Annotated in this window: 21 protein-coding genes and 1 pseudogene; 10 read left to right on the top strand and 12 right to left on the bottom strand. The window is 71.3% G+C overall.

Going from position 1 to position 24480, the window contains the following annotated elements:
• Nucleotides 1-102: 102 nt before the first annotated feature.
• Both ACQEVC_RS41930 and ACQEVC_RS41925 read left to right on the top strand, forming a co-directional pair.
• A pseudogene (locus tag ACQEVC_RS41930) lies at nucleotides 103-1019 on the top strand (SDR family oxidoreductase).
• A gap of 63 nt (nucleotides 1020-1082) precedes the next feature.
• Entirely contained in the window at nucleotides 1083-1226 is a 144-nt protein-coding gene (locus ACQEVC_RS41925; RefSeq protein WP_432889571.1) for a hypothetical protein, read from the top strand.
• Here the strand turns inward: ACQEVC_RS41925 and ACQEVC_RS41920 are convergent.
• Nucleotides 1223-1666 (bottom strand): DUF6010 family protein, encoded by a 444-nt coding sequence (locus tag ACQEVC_RS41920; protein ID WP_432889569.1) that lies wholly within the window; start codon nucleotides 1664-1666, stop codon nucleotides 1223-1225. The two genes, ACQEVC_RS41925 and ACQEVC_RS41920, sit on opposite strands and share 4 nt — an antisense overlap.
• An 83-nt stretch (nucleotides 1667-1749) precedes the next feature.
• Here ACQEVC_RS41920 and ACQEVC_RS41915 point away from each other — a divergent pair, with 83 nt between their 5' ends.
• On the top strand, nucleotides 1750-2757 hold the full coding sequence (locus ACQEVC_RS41915) for a GlxA family transcriptional regulator (protein ID WP_432889567.1): 1008 nt from the start codon (nucleotides 1750-1752) through the stop codon (nucleotides 2755-2757).
• A 19-nt stretch (nucleotides 2758-2776) separates the two neighbouring features.
• Here the strand turns inward: ACQEVC_RS41915 and ACQEVC_RS41910 are convergent, their stop codons facing one another.
• The 7 genes from ACQEVC_RS41910 to ACQEVC_RS41880 form a co-directional block, all read right to left on the bottom strand.
• Nucleotides 2777-3625: an ABC transporter permease subunit gene (locus ACQEVC_RS41910; protein ID WP_432889565.1), complete on the bottom strand. Its 849-nt coding sequence runs from the start codon at nucleotides 3623-3625 to the stop codon at nucleotides 2777-2779.
• On the bottom strand, nucleotides 3622-4620 hold the full coding sequence (locus ACQEVC_RS41905; RefSeq protein WP_432889563.1) for an ABC transporter ATP-binding protein: 999 nt from the start codon (nucleotides 4618-4620) through the stop codon (nucleotides 3622-3624). Before ACQEVC_RS41905 ends, ACQEVC_RS41910 begins: the two co-directional genes overlap by 4 nt.
• Nucleotides 4617-5705 carry a hypothetical protein gene (locus ACQEVC_RS41900; RefSeq protein ID WP_432889561.1) on the bottom strand — a complete coding sequence of 363 codons (1089 nt, stop codon included), beginning with the start codon at nucleotides 5703-5705 and terminating at the stop codon, nucleotides 4617-4619. Before ACQEVC_RS41900 ends, ACQEVC_RS41905 begins: the two co-directional genes overlap by 4 nt.
• The gene (locus tag ACQEVC_RS41895) at nucleotides 5689-6207 is read right to left on the bottom strand and encodes a sigma-70 family RNA polymerase sigma factor (RefSeq protein WP_432889559.1); all 519 of its coding nucleotides are present in this window, start codon (nucleotides 6205-6207) and stop codon (nucleotides 5689-5691) included. The genes ACQEVC_RS41900 and ACQEVC_RS41895 overlap by 17 nt, the downstream gene beginning before the upstream one ends.
• A gap of 399 nt (nucleotides 6208-6606) precedes the next feature.
• Nucleotides 6607-7386 carry an ABC transporter ATP-binding protein gene (locus ACQEVC_RS41890; RefSeq protein ID WP_432889557.1) on the bottom strand — a complete coding sequence of 260 codons (780 nt, stop codon included), beginning with the start codon at nucleotides 7384-7386 and terminating at the stop codon, nucleotides 6607-6609.
• A 28-nt stretch (nucleotides 7387-7414) separates the two neighbouring features.
• Nucleotides 7415-8203: an ABC transporter permease gene (locus tag ACQEVC_RS41885; RefSeq protein WP_432889555.1), complete on the bottom strand. Its 789-nt coding sequence runs from the start codon at nucleotides 8201-8203 to the stop codon at nucleotides 7415-7417.
• Between the two features lie 195 nt (nucleotides 8204-8398).
• Entirely contained in the window at nucleotides 8399-9409 is a 1011-nt protein-coding gene (locus ACQEVC_RS41880) for an ABC transporter substrate-binding protein (protein WP_432889553.1), read from the bottom strand.
• 456 nt (nucleotides 9410-9865) lie between these two features.
• Here ACQEVC_RS41880 and ACQEVC_RS41875 point away from each other — a divergent pair, with 456 nt between their 5' ends.
• From ACQEVC_RS41875 to ACQEVC_RS41865, 3 genes are read left to right on the top strand one after another with little or no spacing between them, the layout of a single operon-like run.
• On the top strand, nucleotides 9866-10609 hold the full coding sequence (locus ACQEVC_RS41875; RefSeq protein ID WP_432889551.1) for a GntR family transcriptional regulator: 744 nt from the start codon (nucleotides 9866-9868) through the stop codon (nucleotides 10607-10609).
• A 36-nt stretch (nucleotides 10610-10645) separates the two neighbouring features.
• Nucleotides 10646-11581 (top strand): DUF6282 family protein, encoded by a 936-nt coding sequence (locus ACQEVC_RS41870; RefSeq protein ID WP_432889549.1) that lies wholly within the window; start codon nucleotides 10646-10648, stop codon nucleotides 11579-11581.
• Complete coding sequence (locus ACQEVC_RS41865) at nucleotides 11578-12294, top strand: PIG-L deacetylase family protein (RefSeq protein ID WP_432889547.1); 717 nt, start codon at nucleotides 11578-11580, stop codon at nucleotides 12292-12294. The genes ACQEVC_RS41870 and ACQEVC_RS41865 overlap by 4 nt, the downstream gene beginning before the upstream one ends.
• A gap of 248 nt (nucleotides 12295-12542) precedes the next feature.
• Here ACQEVC_RS41865 and ACQEVC_RS41860 read toward each other — a convergent pair whose 3' ends face one another.
• A complete protein-coding gene (locus ACQEVC_RS41860) occupies nucleotides 12543-13853 on the bottom strand; it encodes an aspartate aminotransferase family protein (RefSeq protein WP_432889545.1) in 1311 nt (436 codons plus the stop codon).
• Between the two features lie 129 nt (nucleotides 13854-13982).
• On the opposite strand from ACQEVC_RS41860, the gene ACQEVC_RS41855 reads away from it, so the two are divergent.
• Nucleotides 13983-14885: a LysR family transcriptional regulator gene (locus ACQEVC_RS41855; protein WP_432889543.1), complete on the top strand. Its 903-nt coding sequence runs from the start codon at nucleotides 13983-13985 to the stop codon at nucleotides 14883-14885.
• Between the two features lie 303 nt (nucleotides 14886-15188).
• Here the strand turns inward: ACQEVC_RS41855 and ACQEVC_RS41850 are convergent, their stop codons facing one another.
• Together ACQEVC_RS41850 and ACQEVC_RS41845 are read right to left on the bottom strand one after the other, a co-directional pair.
• On the bottom strand, nucleotides 15189-16067 hold the full coding sequence (locus ACQEVC_RS41850; RefSeq protein ID WP_432889541.1) for a hypothetical protein: 879 nt from the start codon (nucleotides 16065-16067) through the stop codon (nucleotides 15189-15191).
• Nucleotides 16064-16588, bottom strand: coding sequence for a SigE family RNA polymerase sigma factor (locus ACQEVC_RS41845; protein ID WP_432889539.1), 525 nt, complete (start codon nucleotides 16586-16588; stop codon nucleotides 16064-16066). The genes ACQEVC_RS41850 and ACQEVC_RS41845 overlap by 4 nt, the downstream gene beginning before the upstream one ends.
• A gap of 543 nt (nucleotides 16589-17131) precedes the next feature.
• On the opposite strand from ACQEVC_RS41845, the gene ACQEVC_RS41840 reads away from it, so the two are divergent.
• Nucleotides 17132-19027 carry an FAD-binding protein gene (locus tag ACQEVC_RS41840; RefSeq protein WP_432889537.1) on the top strand — a complete coding sequence of 632 codons (1896 nt, stop codon included), beginning with the start codon at nucleotides 17132-17134 and terminating at the stop codon, nucleotides 19025-19027.
• Entirely contained in the window at nucleotides 19024-19923 is a 900-nt protein-coding gene (locus ACQEVC_RS41835; protein WP_432889535.1) for an LLM class flavin-dependent oxidoreductase, read from the top strand. Before ACQEVC_RS41840 ends, ACQEVC_RS41835 begins: the two co-directional genes overlap by 4 nt.
• Here ACQEVC_RS41835 and ACQEVC_RS41830 read toward each other — a convergent pair.
• Nucleotides 19856-22744 carry a BTAD domain-containing putative transcriptional regulator gene (locus tag ACQEVC_RS41830; RefSeq protein WP_432889533.1) on the bottom strand — a complete coding sequence of 963 codons (2889 nt, stop codon included), beginning with the start codon at nucleotides 22742-22744 and terminating at the stop codon, nucleotides 19856-19858. The two genes, ACQEVC_RS41835 and ACQEVC_RS41830, sit on opposite strands and share 68 nt — an antisense overlap.
• A 383-nt stretch (nucleotides 22745-23127) precedes the next feature.
• On the opposite strand from ACQEVC_RS41830, the gene ACQEVC_RS41825 reads away from it, so the two are divergent.
• Complete coding sequence (locus tag ACQEVC_RS41825; protein WP_432889531.1) at nucleotides 23128-24480, top strand: hypothetical protein; 1353 nt, start codon at nucleotides 23128-23130, stop codon at nucleotides 24478-24480.

Here is a 24480-nt window from a genome sequence, read left to right as displayed (position 1 = left end):
GCTCGATCGGTACGCCCGTCGAGAGGTGTGCCCGGGGTCACCGGCCGGGCGGATCGGTAAATCAGACATCGGTTGTCAGGTAGCGATGCCACGATCAGAGCCATGACGGAGACGTTGACTGGCAGGGTGGCACTGGTCGCCGGCGCGACCCGAGGGGCGGGTCGCGCGATCGCGGTGGAGCTGGCGCGAGCCGGGGCGATGGTCTATGCGACCGGGCGCAGCAGCCGGGCCGGGCGTTCGGAGATCGACCGCCCGGAGACGATCGAGGAGACCGGCGAGTTCATCGCCGCGGCGGGCGGGGAGGGCGTCGCGCTGCGGGTCGACCACCTGGAGCCCGACCAGGTATGCGGGCTGGTCGAGCGGATCGACGCCGAGCACGGCCGTCTCGACATCCTGGTGAACGACATCTTCGGCGGAGACGTGCACGCCGAGTTCGGGAGGACCATCTGGGAGCACGACCTGACGAAGGGACTGCGGATGCTGCGGGTGGGGATCGACACCCACGCCGTGACGAGCCACTTCGCGCTCCCGCTGCTGATCCGGAACCCGGGCGGGCTCGTGGTCGAGATGACCGACGGCACCTTCGAGTACAACCGTGCGTACCGTCACCAGGCGGGCGTCTACTACGACCTGGTCAAGGGGCGGTGGAACGGCTCACGCTGGCGCAGAGCCACGAGCTGGCGCCGTACGGGAGCGCGGCGGTCGCGGTGACCCCGGGATGGCTGCGGTCGGAGCTGATGCTCGACCTGTTCGGAGTGACCGAAGCGAACTGGCGGGAGGCGGCGGTCAAGGAGCCGCACTTCGTCATCTCCGAGTCGCCGACCTACGTCGGCCGGGGCGTCGCCGCGCTCGCCGCCGATCCCGACCGGGCGCGCTGGTCGGGTACCTCCGTCTCCAGCGGTCAGCTCGCCCGGGTCTACGGGTTCACCGACGTGGACGGCAGCCGACCCGACGCGTGGCGATACATCGTGGAGGTGCAGGATGCGGGGAGGCCCGCCGACGCCACCGGCTACCGGTGAGGCAGGACCGTGTCCGCCGGACCACGGTGCCCTGCGGGCAGCCGCCTGCCATCCTCTGCCCGGATGAGCAACGATCCTGCCGACGAGGTGCAGCGGGTGGCGGGTCGGCTGTCCGGGGACGAGGCGGACAACCTCCCGTTCTTCTACCCCGGATTCGCCCAGCGGGCACGCGGCTCCGCCGAAGGCGAAGCCGTGCGGTACGTCTAGGCCGACGATTTGGACCGCCGGCCGAGTCGCTGACCCAGGCGCAGCCTGACCGGCCGCCACGGCCGGGCGTGGCGCCAGACGGAGGGGCCGCCCGCGAGGCACCAGATGGCGATCACCGGGTCGCAGATCGCGCAGCCGAACGAGGAGTCGTGGGCCGAGGGGATGATCGGCTCACCGCGTAGGTGGTGCACGACGTCCCAGGCGGTGTGCAGCAACCAGCCCGCCCCGATGAACGTCCACGACTCCAGCCCGCGATAGGCCAGGTAGGTGAGCACGGCGGTGAACGCGAACTCCCCGATTCCCAACCCGCCGCCGCTGAGATAGGCCGCTCCCGCCCCGCCGAGCATGACCGCGTTGAAACGGCGGCGGTGCGGCTCGGCGATCAGGGAGTTCACCAGGACGTAGAGCACACCGATGAACAGCGGCACGAGGACGGTCATGGTCACAAAACGTAGGTGTGGCCGTCGCCGTCCGGCAGTGGCTGGCGAGACAGCCACCGACGGATTCCAGCCAGAATGGGGGTATGCATCGCGTCGTGATCCTCGCCTTCGACGGCGTGGTCCCGTTCGACCTGTCCGTGCCGATCGAGGTCTTCGGCCGCGCTCGGCTGGCCGACGGCCGCCCCGCGTACCAGCTTCGGGTCTGCGCGGCCGCCGACGAGGTCAGGGCCGGGCCGATCACCATCCGTACCCCGTACGGGTTGCCCGCGCTGGCCGAAGCCGACACGGTCGTCGTCCCCGGTGTCGCCGACATCGACGCCCCGATCCCGCCCGGAGTCGTCGCGGCGCTCGCCGCCGCGACCGGCCGGCTGGTCTCCATCTGTACCGGTGCCTTCCTGCTGGCCGCCGCCGGACTGCTCGACGGTCGCCGGGCCACCACGCACTGGGCGGCCGCCGCGCAGCTCGCTCGTCGCCACCCCGCCGTCGAGGTCGACCCGGAGGTGCTGTTCGTCGACGACGGGTCGGTACTGACCTCGGCGGGTGCCGCCGCAGGACTGGATCTCTGCCTGCACCTCGTACGGCGTGACCACGGTGCCGCGGTCGCCGCGCAGACCGCGCGAACCTCGGTCATGCCGCTGGAGCGGGCCGGTGGCCAGGCGCAGTTCATCGCGCACGAGCCACCAACCCCGGCCGGGATCTCCCTGCAACCACTGCTGACCTGGCTGACCGACAATCTCCACGCCCCACTGACCCTGGCCGCCATTGCCGGCGAAGCGTCGATGAGTACCCGTTCGCTGAGCCGGCACTTCCGCGACCAGACCGGAAGCACCCCCATGCAGTGGCTCAACCGGCAGCGCATCCGCCGCGCGCAACTCCTGCTGGAGACCAGCGACCAGCCGGTGGAACACGTCGGCGAACTGGTCGGGTTCACCTCGGCGACGGCGTTCCGGGAGCGGTTCCGGCAGATCGTCGGAGTGAGCCCGCGCCACTACCGCCTGGCGTTCTCGTCCGACGCGCGGCCCGCCGTCACGCCTGCCCGGCGCGCCCGCCCTGCCCCGGGGCGCCCGGGCGCGGCCACGAGGTCGCGGTGAAGCTCGGGTGGCCGGCTGCTCAGAGGTCCCGGCGCTGGAAGGACACCGCCGCGAGTCCGAGGGCCAGGGCGATCCAGAGGCCGGTCCAGGCGAGGTAGGTGGGAGTGAGCGCCGCCTCGCTCAGGAAGGGGTGCCCCTTGAACGCCTCCTGGAACTGGATCAGCAGGGTCGGGTCCTGGAAGGCGTTCATGGCTCCGCGCCACAGGCCGTCGGTCGGGAGCAGCATCCGGGAGACGGTGCCGATCCGGGCCACGCTCTCGTTGCCGAGCGCTTCGCCGAACGCGCCGACCACGCCGCCGATCCAGGTGGCGCCGAAGAGCCCGACCGCCACGATGCCCGACGCCATCGGGGAGACGGCGGTGGAGAGCAGCAGGCCGAGGGTGAGCAGGACCGCGGCCTGCGCGGCGAGCAGTGCCAGACCGGTCACCGGCCGGGGTGGCCAGTAGCCCGTGGTGGTTCGGACGATGAGGAGTTGGGCGAGTCCGGCCACGGCCACGAAGCCGCTGCCGAAGGTGACGAGCCCCAGCCACTTGCCCAGCAGCACCGCCGAGCGGCGGACCGGTCGGGCCAGGACGGCCAGCGCGATCCCGGTTTCGGTCTCACCGGCCAGGGTGGGACCGGCGAGGAACGCCGTGCCGAGCGCGGCGGTCAGGCTCAGGCCGAACATCACCAGGTTCAGCACCATCGCGGCCGCCAGCCGGGCCTCTCCGGTGGTCAACCCGCCGAACGTGGCGTCGATCCGGGAGAACCCGAAGGCGCTGACCGCGAGCAGTACGACCGTCAGCGCGACGAGCGCGAGCAGTACCCGTCGGCGGGTGGCCTCCTTGACGGTGAGCGTGGCGACGGTGAGGACGGTACGGGCGGTCATGCGTGCTCCTCGGTAGGGCTGGTGCGCAGGATGTCGAGCAGCCGCTGTTCGAGGCTGATCCGCCCCGGCTCGACGGCGTGTACGCGTACCCCGAGGCTGACCAGATCCGCCACGAGGTCGGGCACGTCGGTGCCGTCCTGCTCCGCGGGGAGGGTGACGGTGAACGCGTCCCCGGTACGGGTGAGCGGGCCGGCGGCGGCCAGCCGGGCCTCCGCCTGCGCGCTCACCCCGCCGAGGCGAAGTCGCAGCTCACGCTGGCCGAGCAGCTCCGGCAGGGTACCGGATGCGGCGACCCGGCCCTTGTCGAGGATGACGACCCGGTCGCAGACCCGCTCCACCTCGCCGATGAGGTGCGAGTTGAGCAGGACGGCGACCCCGCGAGCCCTGAGGGAGAGCAGCAGGTCCCGCACGTCGGCCCGGCCGACGGGATCGAGGGCGCTCGTCGGCTCGTCGAGGATGACGAGTTCGGGGCGGGCCACCAGCGCCACGGCCAGCCCGAGGCGCTGCTGCATGCCCTTGGAGAAGCCGCCCACCCGGTCGCCGGAACGGTCGGCGAGGCCCACCATGGCCAGGCATTCCTGCCGCTCCGCAGCCGGCACCGTGGCGCCGGCGAGCCGGGTGTGCAGGGCCAGCACCTCGGCGGCGGACAGCCACGGCTGATACCGGAAAAGCTCCGGTAGGTAGCCGACGTGGGTGCGGGAGTGCGGGTCCCGGGCCGGTCGCCCGAGCAGCAGCACCTCGCCGGCGTCGGGCCGGACGAGACCGAGCAGCATCTTGATGACGGAGGTCTTGCCGGCTCCGTTGGGCCCGAGCAGGCCGACCACCTCGCCGCGCCCGACGGTGAGGGAGACGTCGTCGACCGCGGTCCGGCGCCGGTACCGCTTGCGCAGACCCGAGCACCACACCGCCGGTGACGGAGGTAGGTCGGCGAGGAGTTGCGCCGCGGCGTCGGGGGAGGGGAGGTCGCCCTGCCGGGTGGTGGGCTCGGTTGTCATCGGCCCCACCGCAATCCGCGAGCCACCGACAGCACCTCGTCGGTGCCGAGCGACCCGGCCACCGCGTTGAGGACGCCGTCCTTGACCCAGAAGACGGCCGCGAGGGTGCCGCCCCTGGTGCTGAGGACGGTGGCCGGTGCGCCGTCGACCTCGGCGGAGAAGCTCGTTTCCTTACCGATCTTCACGATCAGCGGCAGCGTCGTGCCGTCGTCGGTGAAGCCGCGCAACTGCGACGCCACGTCCTCCGGCAGGCCGGGTAGTGAGAGCAGGTAGTCGCGGGCGGTCTCGAACGGGATGCCTGAGGAGTAGACGGCCGGTGCGACCACCCGGCCGACGATCATGGCGGGCCTCCCCTGGGACTGCGACCAGATCGCGGCGAGGCCCGGGCCGGCGGTCATCCTGAACGGGCTGCCCTCAAGGCCCGGTGGCGGTGGGGGCAGCGGTCTGCCGGCGGCCGCCGCGGTCTGCGCCGCCTTCTCCGCCGAGAACGTGAACGTGGCGCTCACCTGGTTGCCGACGTGGAACGCCGGTTCGCCGGTCACACCACGGGGCAGCTTGCGCACCCGAGGCGCGGAGAGGCCGGTGGCCTGCTCCGCCGCGGTGGCATCGGCGACCGGGCGGATGTCGGCGACCTTGGTCACCTTGGCCTCGCCGTACGCGGAGAGGTCCGGCAGCCGGAGCAGATCGGCCTGGGTGACCGTGATCGGCGCGATTCGCTCGGTACGGAAGATCGGCAGCCAGTTCGCGGCGGCGGCAGTGGTGGCCCCGGTCAGCAGCGCGACCGCCGCGACACCGGCGAAGAGCGGGCTGCGCAGCGCCGTACGCCATCGTGGTGGGCGGGCGGCCACAGCCACCTGCCGGGGACGGTCCGCGGCGATCGCCCGGGACAGGCGGTGCCAGCCGTCCTCGACGTCGGTACTGACCTCGACATCGAGCGCCGCACCGGCGAACGCGGCGTCCCGGCGGGCGGCTGCCAGTCCGGACAGGCACTTCGGGCAGTCCGCGACGTGCTCGCGGTCGGCGTCAGCGACGCCGACGGGCTCGTCCACAAGCCGGCGCAACATGCCGTCAGTCGGATGGCGCATGACGGTTCAACTCCTTGCGTAGGGCGGACTCGGCGCGGCGCACGACGGTGCCCACGCTGCCGGGGGACAGGTCAAGAGCGGCCGCCACCTCGGCGTAGCTCAGGCCGCTGTGTCGAAGCACCAGGGCCACGGCCTGCTTGCGGGGCAGCCGTGCCAGCGCCCCGCGCACACGACGGCGCTCGTCGAGGGTCACGACCAGGTCGGCGACGTCAGGGCTGACGGCGTCACCGACACCGGCGGCCTTCTCCCGGGAGGCGCGACGCCGACCGGTTCGGAGATGGTTCAGTGCGGTGTGCGCCGCGGCGACGCACAACCAGCCCACCGCCTCGCCCGCCGGTACGCGGGAGCGTCCGAACGTCAGGAACACCTCCTGCGCCACGTCCTCGGCCTGGTCCCCGGAGCCGAGCACCCGCGCGGCGACGGCGACTACCCGCGGATAGGCGGAGCGGAAGACCTGCTCAAGATCGGAACGGACCGCTTTTCGTCCCGGAGGAGTCGACACGGCCACGGCATCCCTCCGTCCGGCTCGTCCGGCCGTCCTGCCACCGCCGGCGGACGGCACCGCAGCGACGGCCGTGGCCAGTACGGTCGCACGGCGCCCGACGAACTCCACATCTTCCTCCACATCCTCAGAGCACCGCCGGCACCCGAGATGTGACACCGGACGTCGACATGCCCGGCGGAACGCGTCCGCCGGTTCGTCGGAGCAGAGGACTTCGTCGGACGGGACGATCCGGTAACTCTCGGTCACGGGCGGCGGATCGGGGAGGAACTCCAACGAGCCGGCCGGCCGGGCGAGAACTCCGCCCGGCCGGCCGGTGGGAAAGGATCTTTCGTGCCGCCCGCTGGCGTGCTCACCGCACCCGGCGGCGGCTGGTGGGCCGGGCCGGCCGGGTGGAGGTCAGCCGGCGGCCGAGGTCGCCGGCAGGTGGTCGCTGAGCAGCAGTTGGTGCAGCTCGGCGGAGGCGGCGGCGACATCCTCCAGGTGGGCGTTGTGCCCGAACGAGCGCGGACGCGGGATGTCGATCTCGACGAGCTTGCGCAGCCGGCCGGGCCGGGCACTCAGTACCGCCACCCGGTCGGCGAGCAGCACCGCCTCCTGGATGGAGTGGGTCACGAAGACCACGGTGGTGCCCAGTTCCATGTGGATGCGCTGCAACTCGACGGCCAGCTCTTCGCGGGTCAGCGCGTCCAGTGCGGAGAACGGCTCGTCCATCAGCAGCACCTTGGGCCGCTGGATGAGGGCCCGGCAGAGCGAGACCCGTTGCTGCATGCCGCCGGAGAGTTCATGCGGAAGGCGGTCGGCGAAGCCACTCAGGCCGGTCATCTCCAGCAGCCGCTCGGCGTGCTCGCGGTGCTCGGCCCGCCGCCAGCGGAAGATCTCCACCGGCAGCAGCACGTTGTTCCGTACGCTGCGCCACGGCAGCAGCGCCGGGCGCTGGAACACCATCGCGACGTCCCGGCGGGGCCGGCCGACCGGCTCGCCGGCGACCAGTACCTCGCCCTGGCTCGGCCGGATCAGCCCGGCGATGATCCGCAGCAGCGTGGACTTGCCGCAGCCGGACCGGCCGATCACCGCCAGGAACTCGCCGTTGCCGACATCGAGGTTGATGTCGCGCAGCGCCTCCACCGTCCCGGATTTCCCCTGGAAGGTCCGGGACAGTCCGGCAATCTTGATCATTGTGCCCTCCTAGCGAGGTGTGTTCCGGTCACGACGAGATCGCCCGGGCCCACGGCACGAGGATCCGCTCCAGCGCCGCGACCAGGTAGAACAGCCCGGCGCCCATGATGGCCAGCAGGGTCAGCGCGGCGAAGGCGAGCGGCGTGTCCGCGGACTGGCTGGAACTGACGACGACCGAGCCGAGCCCGCGGTCGGGGTTGGTGAGTTCACCGATGACCGCTCCGATGATGGCCAGCGAGGAGGCCACCTTCAAACCGACGAAGACCTGCGGCAGCGCCCAGGTCAGCCGGACCTTCAGGAAGGTCTGCCACCACGAGGAGGAGAGCGAGTGGGCGAGTTCGCGCAGGTCGTTGGGGACGGAGGTCAGCCCGGCCATGGTGGAGACCAGGACCGGGAAGAAGCAGAGCAGCACGACCATGACGACCTTGGCCTGGGTGTTCAAGCCGATCCAGACGATGAGCAGGGGGGCGAGCGCGGCCTTCGGCACGGCGTTGACCGCGGCGATCAGCGGCATGGTCATCCGCTCGATCGTGCGCGAGGCGGCGAAGAGGACCGCGACGGCCGCCCCGCCGATCGCGCCGATGGCGAAGCCGACGACCGTCTCCATCAGCGTCACTCCGGCCTGTTCGACCAGGTGACCGGAGAGCCGCTGGAACGCGTTCACCACGTCCGGGGGTGCGGGTAGCCAGAACGGCTCGATGCTGAAGACGATGGTGACCAACCACCAGAGCGCGAGCGCCAGCAGCGTACCCAGCGCGGGGAGCCCGGCGTTGACCCAGAGACGTCGCAGCCCGGCGTCGGTCCTCTTGTCAGTCATGGTGAATCCCGTGGGGTCCTTTCGGGCGGCGATGAACGTGGTGTCCGAGGTGCCGGGCAGCGCCCGGCGGTGGGACGAAGAAGGGACGGCAGCCGCTCCGACCACCGTCCCCTGTCCGTCAGGTGCGCCCGACCGCTGGCGAGGACCTCTCGACAGCGGTCGAGATCGTGCTGGTCGTTGTCGAGGAAGGCGTCGTCAGGTCTTCGGCACGATGTTGAGGTCGACCACGTTGGCCGGGCTGAGTCCGGACGGCATCAGGCCGGAGCCCTGCAGGATGGCGATGGTCCGCGCCACCCGCCCCTCGTCCATCGAACCGATCGGGGCGCCACCGGCCGGCACGACGTACGGGGTCATCGCCTTGATCTCGCCGACCCCGGAGGCCACCGGGTACGTCGGCTCCGCCTTGTTCAGGATCGTCGCCGCCTCCTCCGGGTGGTCGACGGTGTACTGCAGGCCCTTCAGCAGGGCACCGGTGAACCGGCGGACCAGGTCCGAGTCCTTCTCGATCAGGCCGGGGGTGGTGATGATGGCGTTGCCGAACAGGTCCCGCAGGTAGTCGCTGTACGGCAGGACGACGACCTCCTTCTTGGAGGCCGCTGCCAGCGCGTCCCGGCTGAGCAGGAAGGTGCCGAGCGCGTCCACCTGACGGCTCGCCATCAGACCGTTGAGTGCTGTGGCCTGCACACCCTCGATCTTGACGGTCGCCGGGTCGAGGCCGGCCAGCTTGGCGTACGCCGGGAAGAGCAGTTCGGTGACCGAGCCCTTGCCGGTGGCCATGGTCTTGCCGGCCAGGTCGTTCGGGCCGGTGATGTCGGTGTCCTTGGTGGTCATGACCGAGATCAGCGTCTGCTGATGTACGGCGGCGACCGCCCGCCAGTCGGTGAACTCGCCCTTGCCGGCCTGGATCACCGCGCCGGTGAAGTCGAGCGAGGCGAACTGGACCTGCCCCGACTTGAGCGCCGTGAGGTTCTGCGCGTTACCCGCGCCCTTCTTGATGTCGACCTCGATGCCGACCTCGGCGAAGTAGCCCTTCTCCTTCGCCACCCAGGCGAAGGAGTCCCGGCCCACGGCCCCGAACGCCGTGATGTAGGCGACCTTGTCGGTCCCCTCGGCGGACGCGCCGTCGCCGTCGTCGCCGCTGCAACCGCTCATGGCCAGCGCCGTGGCGAGCAGCGTTGCCGCCAGGACGCGAGAGCGTCTGAACATCTATGCCTCCAGCTTTCGCTTGTGGATGGGCGGTCCCAACGCACCCGCGCCGAGGATGTGGCCCTTGATCTGAGCGACACCAACCGCGCCGACCCTCGCCCGGTCGAGAATCGTAGATGACTCATGTCTGGCTTGTCACCGACGAGATTGAGCTATTTTTGGGGGCTCTGACCGAGGGCTCCCCGCTGTCGTCGAGACATTTCCGCAGCTCAGGGCGTTGTTGACAAGGGAAGTTCTGGCAGCAATCCTGTCAACACGATTGTTGATAATCTAGGAGACAATGTTGCGGGCTGGCGGGCTGTACCGGGGGACGGCGAGCGGCGGCGGACACTCCGCCCTGGACATTTCCCGGCCTGCCGTCTCCGGGTACGCCCGGTCGGTGGGTCGCGCGGCAGCCGTCCGGTCAGGACGTACGGCCGCCGGAGTGGCCCGCCCGGCATCGACGGTGACCACGTCGTGAGTGACGTCGCACGAACCCCGGCAACCGCCGCACGGCGAGCGGCCGGCACCCCGCGCCGCCCGCCGGCCCGCTCGGCGGACGAGGCGTACCAGGAACTCCGCGAGGCGATCCACCGCGGCGATCTGATGCCCAACGAACGGCTGATCGAGGTCGAGTTGGCGGCCCGGCTACAGGTCAGCCGGGCGGTGGTCCGGACCGTGCTGGTCCGACTCGTGCAGGACGGACTGGTGGTGAGCACCCCGAACCGGGGCGCACACGTCCGGCTGGTCACCGAGGAGGAGGCGGTCGAGATCCTCCAGGCGCGGGCCGTACTGGAGGCGCTCACCGCGCGGCAGGCGGCACTGCACGCCACCGCCCGGGAGATCACCGCCATTCGCCGGGTACTCGACAGAATGACCCAGAAGCTGGAGCAGGACGACCTGCTCGGCTACTCGGAGGGGAACGCCGACCTGCACGCCGCGATCATCGCGGCGGCCCGGCACGAGACCGCGGCCCGGATGATCGCCGGGCTGCGGGCCCAGCTCGTCCGCTTCCAGTACCGCACCATCCTGGTGCCCAGCCGGCCGGCCCAGTCGCTCGGTGAGCACACCGCGGTCGTGGAGGCGATCGCCAACCGTGACCCGGACGCCGCCGAGGCCGCGATGCGGCGGCATCTCGGGCACGTCGAGTCCACTTTGGCCAACACCGCCTCGGCGGCCCGGCGTGGGGCCGGCCCGTCCGACGGCACCCGTACGGCCTGAACCGGCCATGCGTATCCCTCTCCTCCAAGGAGCGTCATGTCAGATCATCCCGTCCCGTCCGCCCGTGCCCGTGCCCTGGTGCAGGGGGCGTACGACACCCACGTACACATCGCACCCGACGTGATGGAGCGGCGGATCGACGACCTCGACCTGGCCAGCCGGTTCGCCGAGGTCGGACTCGCCGGCTTCGTCCTCAAGTCCCACTACGTACCGACCGCCGAACGCGCGGCCGTGGTACGCAAGGCGGTACCAGGAGTCGACGTCCTCGGCGCACTCACCCTGAACGGCACGATCGGCGGAATGAACCCCGCCGCGGTCGAGATCGCCGGCCGACAGGGCGCCCGAATCATCTGGATGCCCACCGTCGACTCCGGCAACCAACGCCGCAGCACCGCCACCGACCTACCCGGCGCCACACCCGCGATGTGGGGAGCACTCCAGGCCGACCTGCACGCCCAAGGCATCGTCCCCGACATCGTCGAGGTACGCGACCCCGACGGACACGTACTCGAACGAGTCCGCCAAGTCCTCCGGGTCATCGCCCGACACGACCTCGTCCTCGCCACCGGACACCTCGACGGCCCGGAAATCCTGGCCGTCGTCCACGCCGCCAAGCAGGAAGGGGTACGCCGGATCGTCGTCACCCACCCCGAATTCACCTCACAACGACTACCCGTCACCCAACAGCGGGAACTCGCCGAAGCCGGCGCCCTGCTGGAACGCTGCTACACCACCGCACACACCGGAAAAGTCTCCTGGAACCACCTGTTCGACAACATCCGAGCCGTCGGCGTCACCCACTCCGTCCTCTCCAGCGACCTCGGACAACCATTCAACCCACCGGTCGAGGACGGCCTCGCACTCTTCGCCGACCGGCTACTCGAAGCCGGCTTCACCGAGCAGGAGGTGCACACCATGGCCGTGGTCAACTCCAGGCACATGGCGGCGGCGAGTGCGGAGGTACCGGCATGACCGGTCGCCGGATGCTGGTGGTCGGCGCGCACAGCGCGGACTTCGTCTGGCGGGCTGCCGGTGCGGTCGCCGCGCACACCGCCGCCGGGGGCGAGGCGCTGGTGCTGGCCCTGTCGTACGGCGAGCGCGGCGAGTCCGGTGAGCTGTGGAAAGACCCGGCACAGACGATCGAGAACGTCAAGCGGATCCGGCACGAGGAGGCGCAGCGGGCCGCAGAGGCCGTCGGGGCGAGCTTCGAGGCGTTCGACCTGGGGGACTACCCGCTACGGATCCGGGACGAGGACATCGACCGGTTGGCCGGGCTGATGCGGGAGTACGCCCCGCACGTGGTGCTCACCCACCCCGACCGGGATCCGTTCAACCCGGACCACCCGGTGGCGCACGCCGCGGTGGCGACCGCCCGGCAGCTCACCGCCGGGGCGGGGGTGGCCAGCGGCTTCAAGACCGCACCGCCATCGGAGTTCCTCGTCTTCGAGCCGCACCAGCCCGAGCTGTGCGGGTTCACCCCGACGGTCTTCGTCGACATCACCGAGGTGATGCCGGCCAAGCAGGAGGCGATGGCCGCGATGGGCGCCCAGGGTTACCTGCGCGACTACTACACCCAGCGGGCCGAACAGCGGGGCAACCACGCGCGGCGGGTCACCGGCAACGCCGCGATCCGGGAGGCCGAGGCGTTCCAGCGGCTCATCCCGAACGTGGTCCGTACGCTGTGACCGGCCCGTCGGCCGGGGAGACCGGTCCACGGGCCCGGCCGGCGGCGGGCGGACCGCGCCACGACGGGTACGGCATCCGGGTGGCCGAGGAATCCGCAGGGTGAATCCGGGACGGCGGACCGACCCCGCCGGTTACCTCCGACCGGGGTCGATCCGTCAACCCGCCCGTCGGGACTCCCGGACGCTGCCGGGCGAGGCGACGGGTGAGCGTCTCGATTCCGGGTGACCCAGTCATCCGGGTGACCCACTCATCCGGCGGTGTCGCCGAGCACGGCCTTGAGCGACGCCTCGAGGATGTCCACTCCGGTGTGCAGTTCGTCGTCGCTGATCGTGAGCGGCGGGGCGATGCGGAAGATGCCGCCCATCCCGGGTAGCTGGACGATGTTCATGTGCAGGCCCCGTTCGAGACAGGCCGAGGTGACCGCCGCGCCCAACGCATCGGCCGGCGCCCTGCTCTCCTTGTCCCGCACGAGCTCGACACCCTGGAGCAGGCCGCGGCCGCGAACGTCGCCGACGACCTCGTAGCCGTCGCGCAGCGCCAGTAGCCGGGCGGTGAGCTGGTCGCCCAGCCTCGCCGCACGCTCGACGAGGTTTTCCCGGTCGATGACGTCGAGGACTGTCAACGCGACCGCTGCCGCCAACGGATCGGAGACGTGTGTGGTGTAGAAGAGGAACCCACGGTCGTGGCAGACCTGCTCGATCTCGGCAGACGTGAGTACGGCCGCCACGGGCAGCCCGGCCCCGAGGGTCTTCGACAACGTCAGGATGTCCGGGGCGACTCCGTCGCGCTCGAACGCGTACATGGTGCCGGTGCGGCCGAGGCCGGTCTGCGCCTCGTCGAGGATGAGCAGCATCCCGCGCTCGTCGCACATCTGCTTGAGGCGGCGCAGGTATCCGGGCGGCAGGTCGATGATCCCACCCGAGGAGAGGACGGGCTCGACCAGACAGGCGGCGAGACTCCCGGCGGACTGCTGATCGACCAGGGCGAAGCCGTAGGCGAGTTCGGCCTCCCAGTCGTGCGACCCGTCGGCGGATCGGAACGGCGACCGGTACGCATTCGGCGCCGGCAGTGCGAGGTTCCCCGGTATCGGGGGGCCGTAGCCGCGCCGCCCGGCCGCGAAGGTCGCGGAGGCTGCTCCCTGGGTCATGCCGTGCCACGACCGGTCAAAAGAGACGATCTCGTAGCGACCGGTGCAGAGCTTGGCCATCTTGATCGCGGCCTCGTTCGCCTCGGCGCCCGTGGTGAGCAGCAGAATCTTGCCCAGCGTGCCGGGCAGCGTCGCGGTGAGCCTGTCGGCCAGTTCCAACAGCGGGGTACTCAGCATGCCGCTGTAGAGGTGGTCCAGCGACGCGACCGCGGAGGAGACCGTCGACACGATGTCCGGGTGAGCGTGGCCGAGGATCGCACTCATCTGCCCCGAGGTGAAGTCGAGGATCGGCGCTCCCTGACGGTCGAAGACGTACGCACCGGAGGCCCGCTCGATGATCCGCGGGGTGAAGCTCACTCCGTAGCGGATCAGGAGGCGGTCGGCCTCCGCCCAGAACGTCGTGTCCATCATCGTCCCTCTCTGACCGGCGCCGGAGACCGGGCCGGTGGACCGGCCCGACAGTCATCCTCGACCGCACCAGGAGTCGCAACAAGCAAACAAAAGTCGCTCACCGTTCGGCATCGCCGTATGGTCTGCCACATGCTCAACCCACGACGTCTGGTGGTCCTGCACGCGGTACTGGCAGCCGGATCGATCAACAGGGCGGCACGGAACCTCAGCTACTCACCGGCGACGATCAGCCAGCACATGACCGCGCTGGCACGGGAGACCGGACTGGTCCTGTTCGAGAAGCAGGGACGTGGCATCGTCGCCACCGACGCCGCCCGGCGGCTGGCGGACCAGGCCCAGGCGCTGGTCGCCGACTTCGACCGCCTCGAACGGGTCGTGGCGGATCTTCGGGGCGGTCAGGCGGAACACCTGGCGATCGCCTGCTTCGCCTCCGCTGCCGAACAGTGGATACCGGAGGTCGTGCGAACCGTTCGTCGACACCAACCGAACCTCACCGTCGAGATCAGCCTCAACGAACCCGTCGACGGGCGTGGCCGCCGACAGCCGGACCTCGACATCCGGACCGAGCCCGCCAGCGGCGTCGAAGTGCAGCTCGACGGCTACCGACGGCACGAACTCACCGTCGAGGAACTCGTCGCCGTGCTTCCCGTCGCGCACCCGCTGGTCAACGCTCGCCAGATCGCCCTGCGGGATCTCGGCGACGAACCGTGGGTGGACCACGACATCTACGACAGCCCGATCGGGCAGATCGTCTCCAGCGCATGCGGGGCCGTCGGATTCACGCCGCGATATGCCGCCCGTCTGGACGATCACCGAGCGGCGCTGCGCCTGGTGGCGAGCGGTATCGGAGTCACCGTCCTACCGCGCCTGGCCGTCGCGGAACTCCCCGGCGGAGTGGTATCCCGGCCACTGGTCAACCCCACCGTCTCGCGGCGCATCGTCGTGCACGCCCGGCAGGATCGACGCCGCGGCGACGTTATCGCCCGCGCGGTGGCGCAGCTCCGGGTCAGCGCCGGCAACCCCGTGGGATAGCCGCCGTGCCGGCACCGGCCGCCGTACCGACGTCGCCGGGTCGGCAACCCGGGGGCGTCGCCGGCCGTGCGGTGTGCGCCGGGCGACCACGACGGCGGACCGATGCGTACGCCGGGCTGTGCAGCACGGTGAACCTTTTCGACCTGAGCCGCGCGGAGCTTGCACACCGCGTCCGACCTCGCGCTGAAACGGACCGCAAGGGGAGGTGGAAAATGTTCAGTGAACTGCCCGCGACTCGGCCGGTCGCGGGCAGCCCAACGGTGCCCTGGCGACCACCGCCGCGGCGGTCGCCCGGAGCGGTTCCTACCGGGCGGGGACCACGTCGGCCGGGCGCTGCACCTTCACCTCCACGCCGTAGTCGAAGAGTTCGAGCGTCGAGGTGGACGTACCGGTGTCGAGCCGGCCCTTCGCCGTCGTCTGCCAGGCGGAGGTGAGCAGCACCCGCGCGATCCGGCCGTCGGCGTCCCGGACGATGTCGCCGGTCGTGCTGGTCGAGCCGTCCTTGAGCTGCGTGGCGTACTCGAAGTGCAGCGTGCCGTCCGGGTTCTCCGTGACGGTGGCGTTCGTCTCCTTCAGCACCTTGAACAGCGCCGCCGGGTCGGGGGAGGCGGCACCCAGCACCGTGTCCGAGGTGCCGTACAGGGACAGTCGGTCGTGCTTGCCCGGATACTGGCCGTAGCGCCCGTACGTTTCGCCCGGGCCCGACTTGTCGGGCGGGAGATGGCCCAGCGGCGGCTCTCCGCCGATGTACCGGGTGCCGTTGATCAGCAGTTCGGTCATGACCGAGTCGTCCTGCGGCGCCCGGACGTACCCGGTCGCGGTCTTCGGGTCGAACGCACCCTCGTAGGTCAGTCCTGCTGGCCCCGACTCGGTCAGCCGCATCCGGTAGCTGATGTTCTCGCTCGCCGCGACCGCCGCCACCAGGGCCAGTCGCGGCGTCGTGGCGCTGGCGACCGGTGCGCGCTCTCCCGCCGGCCCCGGCTGCCCGGCCCCGCCGACCGTCAGCACCACGGCGGTCACTCCGGCCAGGCCCAGCACACCCATGGCGTACGTCGTACCCAGCACAGCCCTGCGGCGCTGGTGGCGCCGCCTCGCCGCACCGACGACGTCGGAGGTCAGCGCGACTCCCGCCACCTCCTGCCGCATGCCGGCGATCAGTTGTTCTTCGATGTCAGTGGTCATCTTCCCGCTCCGTTCCATGTCGGGGCGTCGTCAACCGCCCAGGCAGCCGTGACCTCGCGGAGGCGGGAGAGCCCCCGGGAGGCGGTGGACTTGACGGTGCCGACCGAGCATCCGAGCGTCTCCGCGGCTTCCGCCTCGCTGTACTGCTCCCAGTAGCGCAGCACCAGTACCGCCCGCTGCCGGGGTGGCAGCGTGGCCAGCGCCTGGATGAGCGCCTGGCGGAGATGCAGTGCGTCCGTGCCGTCGGACCGGCCCGGCGGCTCGACGCTGGCCAGTACCTCCGGCCGCCGCTTGCGGCTGCGCCACTGGTCGACCGCGAGGTGGTACATCGTGCGGCGCAGGTAGGCCTCCTTGTCGCCCTGCACCCGGTTCCAGCGCCGCATCAGCCGCTCCAGTCCCGCCTGCACCAGGTCCTCGGCGGCGGCACGGCTGCCGGTCAGCAGCACCGCCGTGGCGAGCAGGGAATCGCCCCGTTCGGCAACGAGGGTGTCCAAGCCCTCGAAGCTCTTCCTCCAGCGCACCGGCTCTCCTTCCGTCGCTAGCAAGGACGACAGCGCGACGGGCAAGGTTGAGCGCCGCACCGAGCTTTCTGCGGCTGTCGGTCGCCTTGTCGGCCCCGGGGAGGAACGCTGCGCCGCCACGTTCGGCGAGACCGACATCGTCAAGCCCCACCCTGTCGGGCCGGGCGGTCTGCTGGACGACGGCGGGCACGCGACCCGCGCGTAGGGTGCGGGACGCCCTGGTCCTCGTCCGCCCGGACGGACACATCGGGCTGGTTGCCGACCCGGCGGATACCGGCAGCGTCGCCGGGTACCTCCGCTCGATGTGAGCGGCCGTGATCGGCGTACGCCGGCCCGGACAGCCGCTGGCGGTCCGGGCCGGCGGGCCGAGTGGCCTGGCGCGGACGCCGAGGGGTGAGCAGCCCGGCGTCGACGGTCCGCTCGGCCCTGTCCGCCTCGGCGGTGTCACCCTGGTCACTCCGGAATATCTCCGCCGGCATCTACCGTTAGACCGAACGTCTGTTCACAATACGATCTAAGATCAAGATCTTACTGGGAGATCGGATGGCCATCGAGTTGGGGATCGCGCTGGACCTCTCCAGGGCGCGCTCCGATCCCGAAACACTCGCCGTGTTGGCCCGCCGGGCGGAGGCGGGCGGTCTGGACCTTGTCGTCGTGCGTGGCGACGGTGCTCCGGAGGAGCTTCACGGGCTGGATCCCTGGACCACCGCGGTCTGGCTCGCCGGCCGGACCAAGCACATCCAGTTCGGCGTCGCCTCCCCGGCACCCGCCACGGATCCGACCGACCCGCAGGCGCCGTACCCCGCCGTGGTCGACAAGGCTCGGCAGAGTCTCGACCTGCTGGCCGGCACCAGGCTGATCACGTCGGAGTCGGCCTGGGTGACCGCGCCCGAGGGTGCCGGGCCCGACCAGCTCCGCACCCTGGCCGAGGCCGGGCTGCCGGTGGTGGTACCCGTACGTACCGAAGCGGACGTGGATCGCCTGACCGCACTGCTCGGCGAGCAGGGCCGCGGCGGCCGGCCACGGCGGCCGGCGGCCGCCCGGGCGCGTCGCCGGGCAGGCATCGACTACGACGGAATACCGGAGTCACTCGCGGACGCGGCCGTCGAGCCCGGCGACCCGGCGTTCCGCGCGACCGCGTCGACCTACCTGCGGGGCGGCTCACCCGGGCTGGTACTCCGGCCGCGCACGCCGACAGAGGTGTCCGACGCTCTCGCCTTCGCGCGCCGCCACCGGCACCTTCCGCTCGGCGTGCGCAGCGGCGGGCACGGCATCAGCGGTCGCTCGACCAACGACGGCGGTCTGGTCATCGACGTCGGAGGGCTGAACCGCATCGAGGTACTCGACCGGGACCGACGCCTGGTACGGATCGGCCCGGGAGCGACCTGGAAACAGGTCGCGGCCGCACTTGACCCGTACGGCTGGGCACTCGGCTCCGGCGACTACGGCGGCGTCGGGGTCGGTGGGCTGGCCACCGCGGGCGGGATCGGATTCCTCTCCCGCGAGCACGGGCTCACCATCGACCACCTGCGCGCCGTCGAACTGGTGCTCGCCGACGGCACACCGGTGCGCGCGAGCAAGGACGAGAACCCCGACCTGTTCTGGGCAGTACGCGGGGCGGGCGCGAACTTCGGCGTGGCCACGGCCTTCGAGTTCGAGGTCAACGAGTTGCGCGAGCTCGGTTGGGCCCATCTCGTCCTGGTCAGCACCGACATGGCGCAGACGCTGCGTCGCTTCGGCGAGCTGGCGAGTACGGCGCCCCGGGACACGACGGCGTTCCTCGTCACCGGGCGGCCGCGCCAGGGCCGGTCGACGGTCCAACTGTTCTCGATAGTCGACGCGCAGGACCCCGAGGTCGTCGTCGACCGGCTCACCCCGTTCACGGAACTCGGCCTGCTCGCGCAACAGCAGGTCGTGCTCACCAGGTACAAGGACGTGATGGCCCAGGCCGCCGACGTCGGTCCCGACGGCCACCACGGAATGGGCGAGCCGGTCTCCCGGTCGGCGTTCCTGCCGGTACTCACCGACGAGTTCGCCCGCGACGCCGCCCGGCTGCTGCGCAGCGGCCTGGTCTACTTCTTCGAACTGCGCGCCATGGGCGGGGCCATCGCCGACACCCCGGCTGACGAGACGGCGTTCGCGCACCGCACCCCGGCTTTCCAGGTCACGGCGATGGGCGCGGACCAGGCGGCGCTCGACGCGGCCTGGGACGGACTCGCCCACCACTTCGACGGCCTCTACCTCAGCTTCGACACCGATCTGCGGCCGGAGCGGCTGCGCGACGCCTTCCCACCGCGGGTGCTGGCCAAGCTGCGGGGCCTCAAACGGCGCTACGACCCGGACAACCTGTTCCGGGACAACTTCAACATCGACCCGCGCCTCGACGCCCGGGCCGGGATGCCCGCCGCCGAGCGGGCGGACGAGGAGGCTACGGCATGACCGACTACGGACACGACCTGCTGTTCGGCACCTTCGTGACCCCCGCTGCGGGGAGCGCCCAGCACGTCGTCGACCTGGCGATCACCGCCGACCGGGCCGGGCTGGACCTGGTCACGTTCCAGGACCACCCCTACCAGCCGGCGTACCTGGACACCTGGACACTGCTGTCCTACGTCGCCGCGCGCACCGAACGGGTACGACTGAGCGGCAACGTGCTCAGCCTCCCGCTGCGCCCGCCGGCCGTACTCGCCCGGGCCGCGGCCTCGCTCGACGTGCTCAGCGGCGGCCGCTTCGAACTCGGGATCGGTGCCGGCGCCTTCTGGGACGGGATAGCCGCGATGGGCGGGCGTCGCCTCAGCGCGGGGCAGGGCGTCGTCGCGCTCGGCGAGGCGATCGCGATCATCCGCGACCTGTGGGACACCGAGGCCCGCGGCGTACTGCGGCACGACGGTCGCTACTACACCGCGGCCGGTGCGAAGCGGGGACCACGGCCGGTGCACGACATCAGGATCTGGGTCGGCGCCTACAAGCCCAAGATGCTGGCGCTCACCGGCGCTGTCGGCGACGGCTGGCTGCCCACGGTCGAGTACCTGCCCCGGGGCGTCGACTCGTTGCCCGAGCACAACGCCCGGATCGACGAGGCCGCGGTCGGGGCCGGTCGCTCCCCGGCCGAGGTACGCCGACTGTTGAACGTCATGAACGTCGAGTTCTCCCCGACCGGCCGTGGCCTGCTGACCGGCCCACCCGCCCAGTGGGTGGAACAGCTCGCCGATCTCACCCTCACGCACGGCGTCACCGCCTTCCTCATCGGCGGCGACGACCACGGCATCACCGAACGGTTCGCCGCGGAAGTGGTACCGGCCGTACGCGAACTCGTCGAGCGGGAGCGGGGCTGAACGCCGGCCCCGCACCGAAGCCGACCTTCCTGGCGCGCAGGCGACCGAGCCGGACCCGGATCCGCTCGGCATCGGGATGCCCGATCTCGACGAAGATGTCGAGCGCCTGCCGCCAGGCGTCGCCGGCCGCTCCGGCATCGCCGGCGGCGTCATGGGCGTCACCGAGATAGCCCAGGGTGTCCGCCACGTTGTACCGGTCGCCGAGCCCGGCGAAGAGCTCCCGGGCCTCCCGGTAGCAGGCGACTGCCTGGCGGTGGCTGCCGAGGTGCTGGTGGGCGTAGCCGAGGCTGTGCAGGGTGTTGGCCTCACCGCGCCGGTCGGCGAGGGCCCGCTGGAGGAGCAGCGCCTCCTGGCAGTGCACCAGCGCCTTCCGGTAGTTCCCGAGCTGGGCCTCGTACCAGCCGACTCCGTTGAGCGCCCGCGCCTGCCCGGTCCGGTTGAGCGCGGCCCGGTTCAGCTCGAACGCCTGCTCGGCCTGGTCACGCGCCTCGGCGTACCGCGCCTGCCGGGCGAGCACTCTGCCGAGTCCGAGGTGGACGAACGCCTGCCCGACCGTGTCGTCCAGTTCGCCGAAGAGGCCGAGCGCCAGACGGTAGTGGGCCTCGGCCCTGGCGAGCGGACCCAGTTGGGCGTACGCCCCGCCGAGCCCGCGCTGCGCATAGGCCTGAGCCCGCCGGTCGCCGAGTCGCCGGGCGGCCTCCAGAGCGGTGAGCTGGGTGACCGCCAGGTCGTGGTAGCGACCGCCGTAGTCGAAGTGGTCCACGAGGATCCACGCCAGCCGCCAGGCGCAGGCGTCGAACCCGCCGCCGGCCGCCCTGGCGATCGTGGCGAGCAGTACGGAGTGCTCCGCGGCCAGCCAGTGCCGGGCCCCGGCGCGATCGGCGAGCGGTTCGCAGTCCACTCCGGACGCGGCCGGCTCGACGGCGAGCATCTCCCGGTGCGGATCCAGCAGCCGACAGGCGTCCCGCGCGGTGTGCAGGTAGTGGTCGAGGATCCGGCGTACGGCGGCCCGGCGGTCCGGCTCGGGGTCCAGCTCGGCCGCCAGCTCCGCGGCGTACGCCCGCAGCAGGTCGTGGAAGGTGTACCTGCCGGGCGCATGCTCGACGACCAGGTGGGCGCGGGCCAGTTCGGCCAGTAGCGGGCGTACCCGGTGCGATGGCAGCCCGGCCAGGCTCGCCGCGGCCGGGGCGGCGGTGTCCGGGCCGGGATGCAGGCCCAACAGCCGGAAGAGCCTGGCCGCGGCCGGGCTCAGGGTGCGGTAGGACCAGGAGAGTACCGCCCGCACGTCGGTGGCGGCGTCGCCGATGGCGAACACGTCCAGCCCGGCCCGGACGTCCCGCAACTCGCGGGCCAACGCGCCCAGCGGGAACGTGGGGTGGGTGTCGGCGCGGGCACCCGCCACGGCGAGGGCGAGCGGCAGCCGCGCGCATGACTCGATGATCTCGTCCACGGCCTCGGGCTCGCCGTCGATCCGGGCGGCACCGAGGCGACTGGCCAACATCTCGCGCGCGCCGTCGACGGTCAACAGGTCCAGGGTCACCGGGTGGGCACCCTCGGCCGCGACCAGGCCGGTCAGGTGGTTCCGGCTGGTCACCAGGACCAGGCTGCCGGGCGCGCCCGGCAGCAGCGGCCGGACCTGCTCGATGTCCCGCGCGTTGTCCAGCAGGACCAACATCCGCCGGCCGGCCGCCAGGCTGCGGTAGAGGCCGATCTGTGCCTCCAGACCGGCGGGTATCCGATCGGCGGGCACGGCCAGGGCGTCGAGGAAACCGCGTACCGCCTCGGCCGGGCTCACCGTCGCCCCGGTCGGGTCGAAGCCGCGCAGGTTCACGTACAACTGTCCGTCGGGAAAACGATCGGCGACGCGGTGCGCCCAGTGCACCGCCAGGGCGCTCTTGCCGACTCCGGCGGTACCCGACAGCACACAGACCGGCACGGCGGCGGCGTGTCCGCCGGTGCCGGCGAGGATAGCGTCCAGCCGGGCCAGCTCGGCCGCTCGGGCGGCGAATCCCCGTACGTCCGACGGCAGTTGTCTCGGCACGGTGGCCGGCCCGGCGGGTGGTGCGGGTGGCGAAGTCACCGCCTCCTGGCGGAGGATCCGCTGGTGGAGATCCTGTAGTTCGCCGCCGGGCTCGGTACCGAGTTCGTCCCGGAGCACCCGACGGGCATCCTGGAAAGCCTTGAGCGCCTCCGCCGGACGTCCCGCGCCGCACAGCGCGCGCATCAGCCGGGTCCACAGGTTCTCCCGCAGCGGATACTGGAGGACCAGGCGACGCAGCTCGCCGATCACGCCGTCGTGCTCGCCCAGCGCCAACCGCGTCGTGGCGTGCTGCTCGACGGCGCTGAGGTGGCGTTCCTCCAGCAGGGCCAGTTCGGCCCAGAGGCGTGGGCCGAGTGGCAGCCCGTCCAGCGGAGTGCCGCGCCACAGCCGCAGCGCCTCCTGGTAGCGCTCCGCCGCTCGCCCGAACGCGGCCTCGTCCTGGGCCTGCCGTGCCCGGCCGACCAGCTCGGAGAACGTCTCCAGGTCCAACTCGCCGGGCAGCACCCGGAACAGGTAGCCGCCGGCGTCGGTGACGAGCCGGGAGGCGTCCGCGCCGGCCTGCTGCAACCGCTGTCGCAGCCCCGCGACGTACGTCCGGAGGTTGGACTCCGGGCTGGCGGGCGGTGTCTCCCACACCACCTCGGTCAGGTACTGGGCGGTCACCAGCTCGTTGGCGCGCAGTAACAGAGCCGCCAGTACGGCGCGCTGGCGAGGCCCGCCCAGCGGCACGCTCGCCCCCGCGTGCCGCACCTCCAGCGGCCCCAGCACCCGAAGCTCCACCCTGCTCCTCACCCACGTCGACCCGCCCGACGTCGAGAGACCCGACGTCGGAACGACAAGTCCGTACGGGTTGGCCAGCCATACGCGGCACAGAACACCGCCAATATAGGGGACGAATCGTCAAGCGCGCCACGACGCCTGTGCGGGATCTGTGCGGGATCTGGGCGCACCCTTTCGGATGGTTCTACCCGCGCCGGCCCACCACCCGTGCTGAGCCGCGGCTTCGTCACGGCATCGGGCGGCATGCCGCGACGTCCCGTGACAGGCACGTCGGGGCCACAAGCCCGGCGGTGGTCACGGAATTCACCAGCGCTGGGGCCGGGCGAGCCGGCCGACGAACACGTTCCGGGGGACTTGGGGGGTACGGCAACGTGCCGGATGTGATGCCGAACGACGTGACCGGTGGGGTCCAGTGGTCGAGGCGGTCGGTTCTGTTGGCCGGTGGGCTGCTGCTGACCGGATGCGGTGGACCGGAGAAGCCGGTCATCCAGAGTGCGGACTACGACGGCTCGGCCTCGAAGTTGAGCCGGATAAGACCCATCCTCGAGCGCCGGGCCAAGGCGCTGACGGAGAAGAACGAGAAGGCGTACCTCGCCGACCTCGATCCGGCCAACAAGGACCTGATCGAGCGGGAGCGGCTGGTCTTCGCCAACCTGCGCCAGTTCGAATTCGCGGAGATCCGGTACGTCCTGAACGGCATGAGCGAACAGCTCGACAAGGGTGGCTCCTGGTTCCGGCCGGTGACCCGGATCGCCAAGCTCACCGCCGACGCCGGTCCCGGCGACATCGCACCGGCCGAGTCGTTCCTCTACTGGCTGACGAAGAAGGGCGACAGCTACCTGGTCGGCGACATAGTGCGGGTCACCATGGAGAACCGGGAGGAGCAACAGGTCACCGGGCCGCGCGCCGACGCGCCGTGGAACACCGACAGGCTCACGGTGCTGAAGGTGGGTGACACGGTCTGGCTGGTCGGGGACGAGAGCGTCACCGACCTGGACCGGTACGCCGCCGTCACGAACCGGGAACTGGCCAAGGTCAAGAAGCTCTGGGGTGACCGGGAGGCCTTTCCCGGCAGTGTCCTCTTCTTCACCCGGGACAGGAAGAACGTCCAGAAGTGGTTCGGTATCACGGGCGCCGACAGCTTCACCGAGCAGGCGCTGGGCTACCAGATTCCGCAGCACGGGGTGCGGAAGGACGGTCAGACCTACACCGACCAGTACGCGGCCTCCCGGATTCTGGTCAACCTCGGGTCGATCGAGGCTGCGAAGAGTCAGCCGTGGAGCACCATCCGGCACGAGTTGACCCACTCGGTGACCGCCCGGGTCGCCCTGTCCGGCTACAGCGACCTGCTGCGGCCGGCCAGGTGGGTGGTCGAGGGTTTCGCCCGGTACAGCGAGACGATCGACCAGCCGGCCCACGCGGCCGCGATCCGCAACGAGGTCGCCGGCGGGGTACGGGCCGGCAAGTTCCGTGGCACCACGCCGCCCAGCAAGACCTTCTACAAGGACGCCGGCTTCAACTACGCACTCGGGTCGACGGTCTTCAGCGTCGCCGAACGGCTGAAGGGGCGGGACGCGGCGGCGGAGTTGTACGCCCGCCTCGTCCAGCGCATCGACTCGGCCGACCGCTCCATCCTGGAACTCCCGATCTTCGAGGGCATCTCCGAAGAGGTGCTCGACATGTCCAGCGGCTCGTTCCTCAGCAGGTGGAAGAGCTTCGTCCGGAATGGAGGCTGA

The sequence above is a fragment of the Plantactinospora sp. CA-294935 genome (assembly GCF_050936445.1).
GTDB lineage: Bacteria > Actinomycetota > Actinomycetes > Mycobacteriales > Micromonosporaceae > Plantactinospora.
Note: the sequence above shows the minus strand (reverse complement) of the source record. Positions and strands in the feature narration are given on the sequence as shown.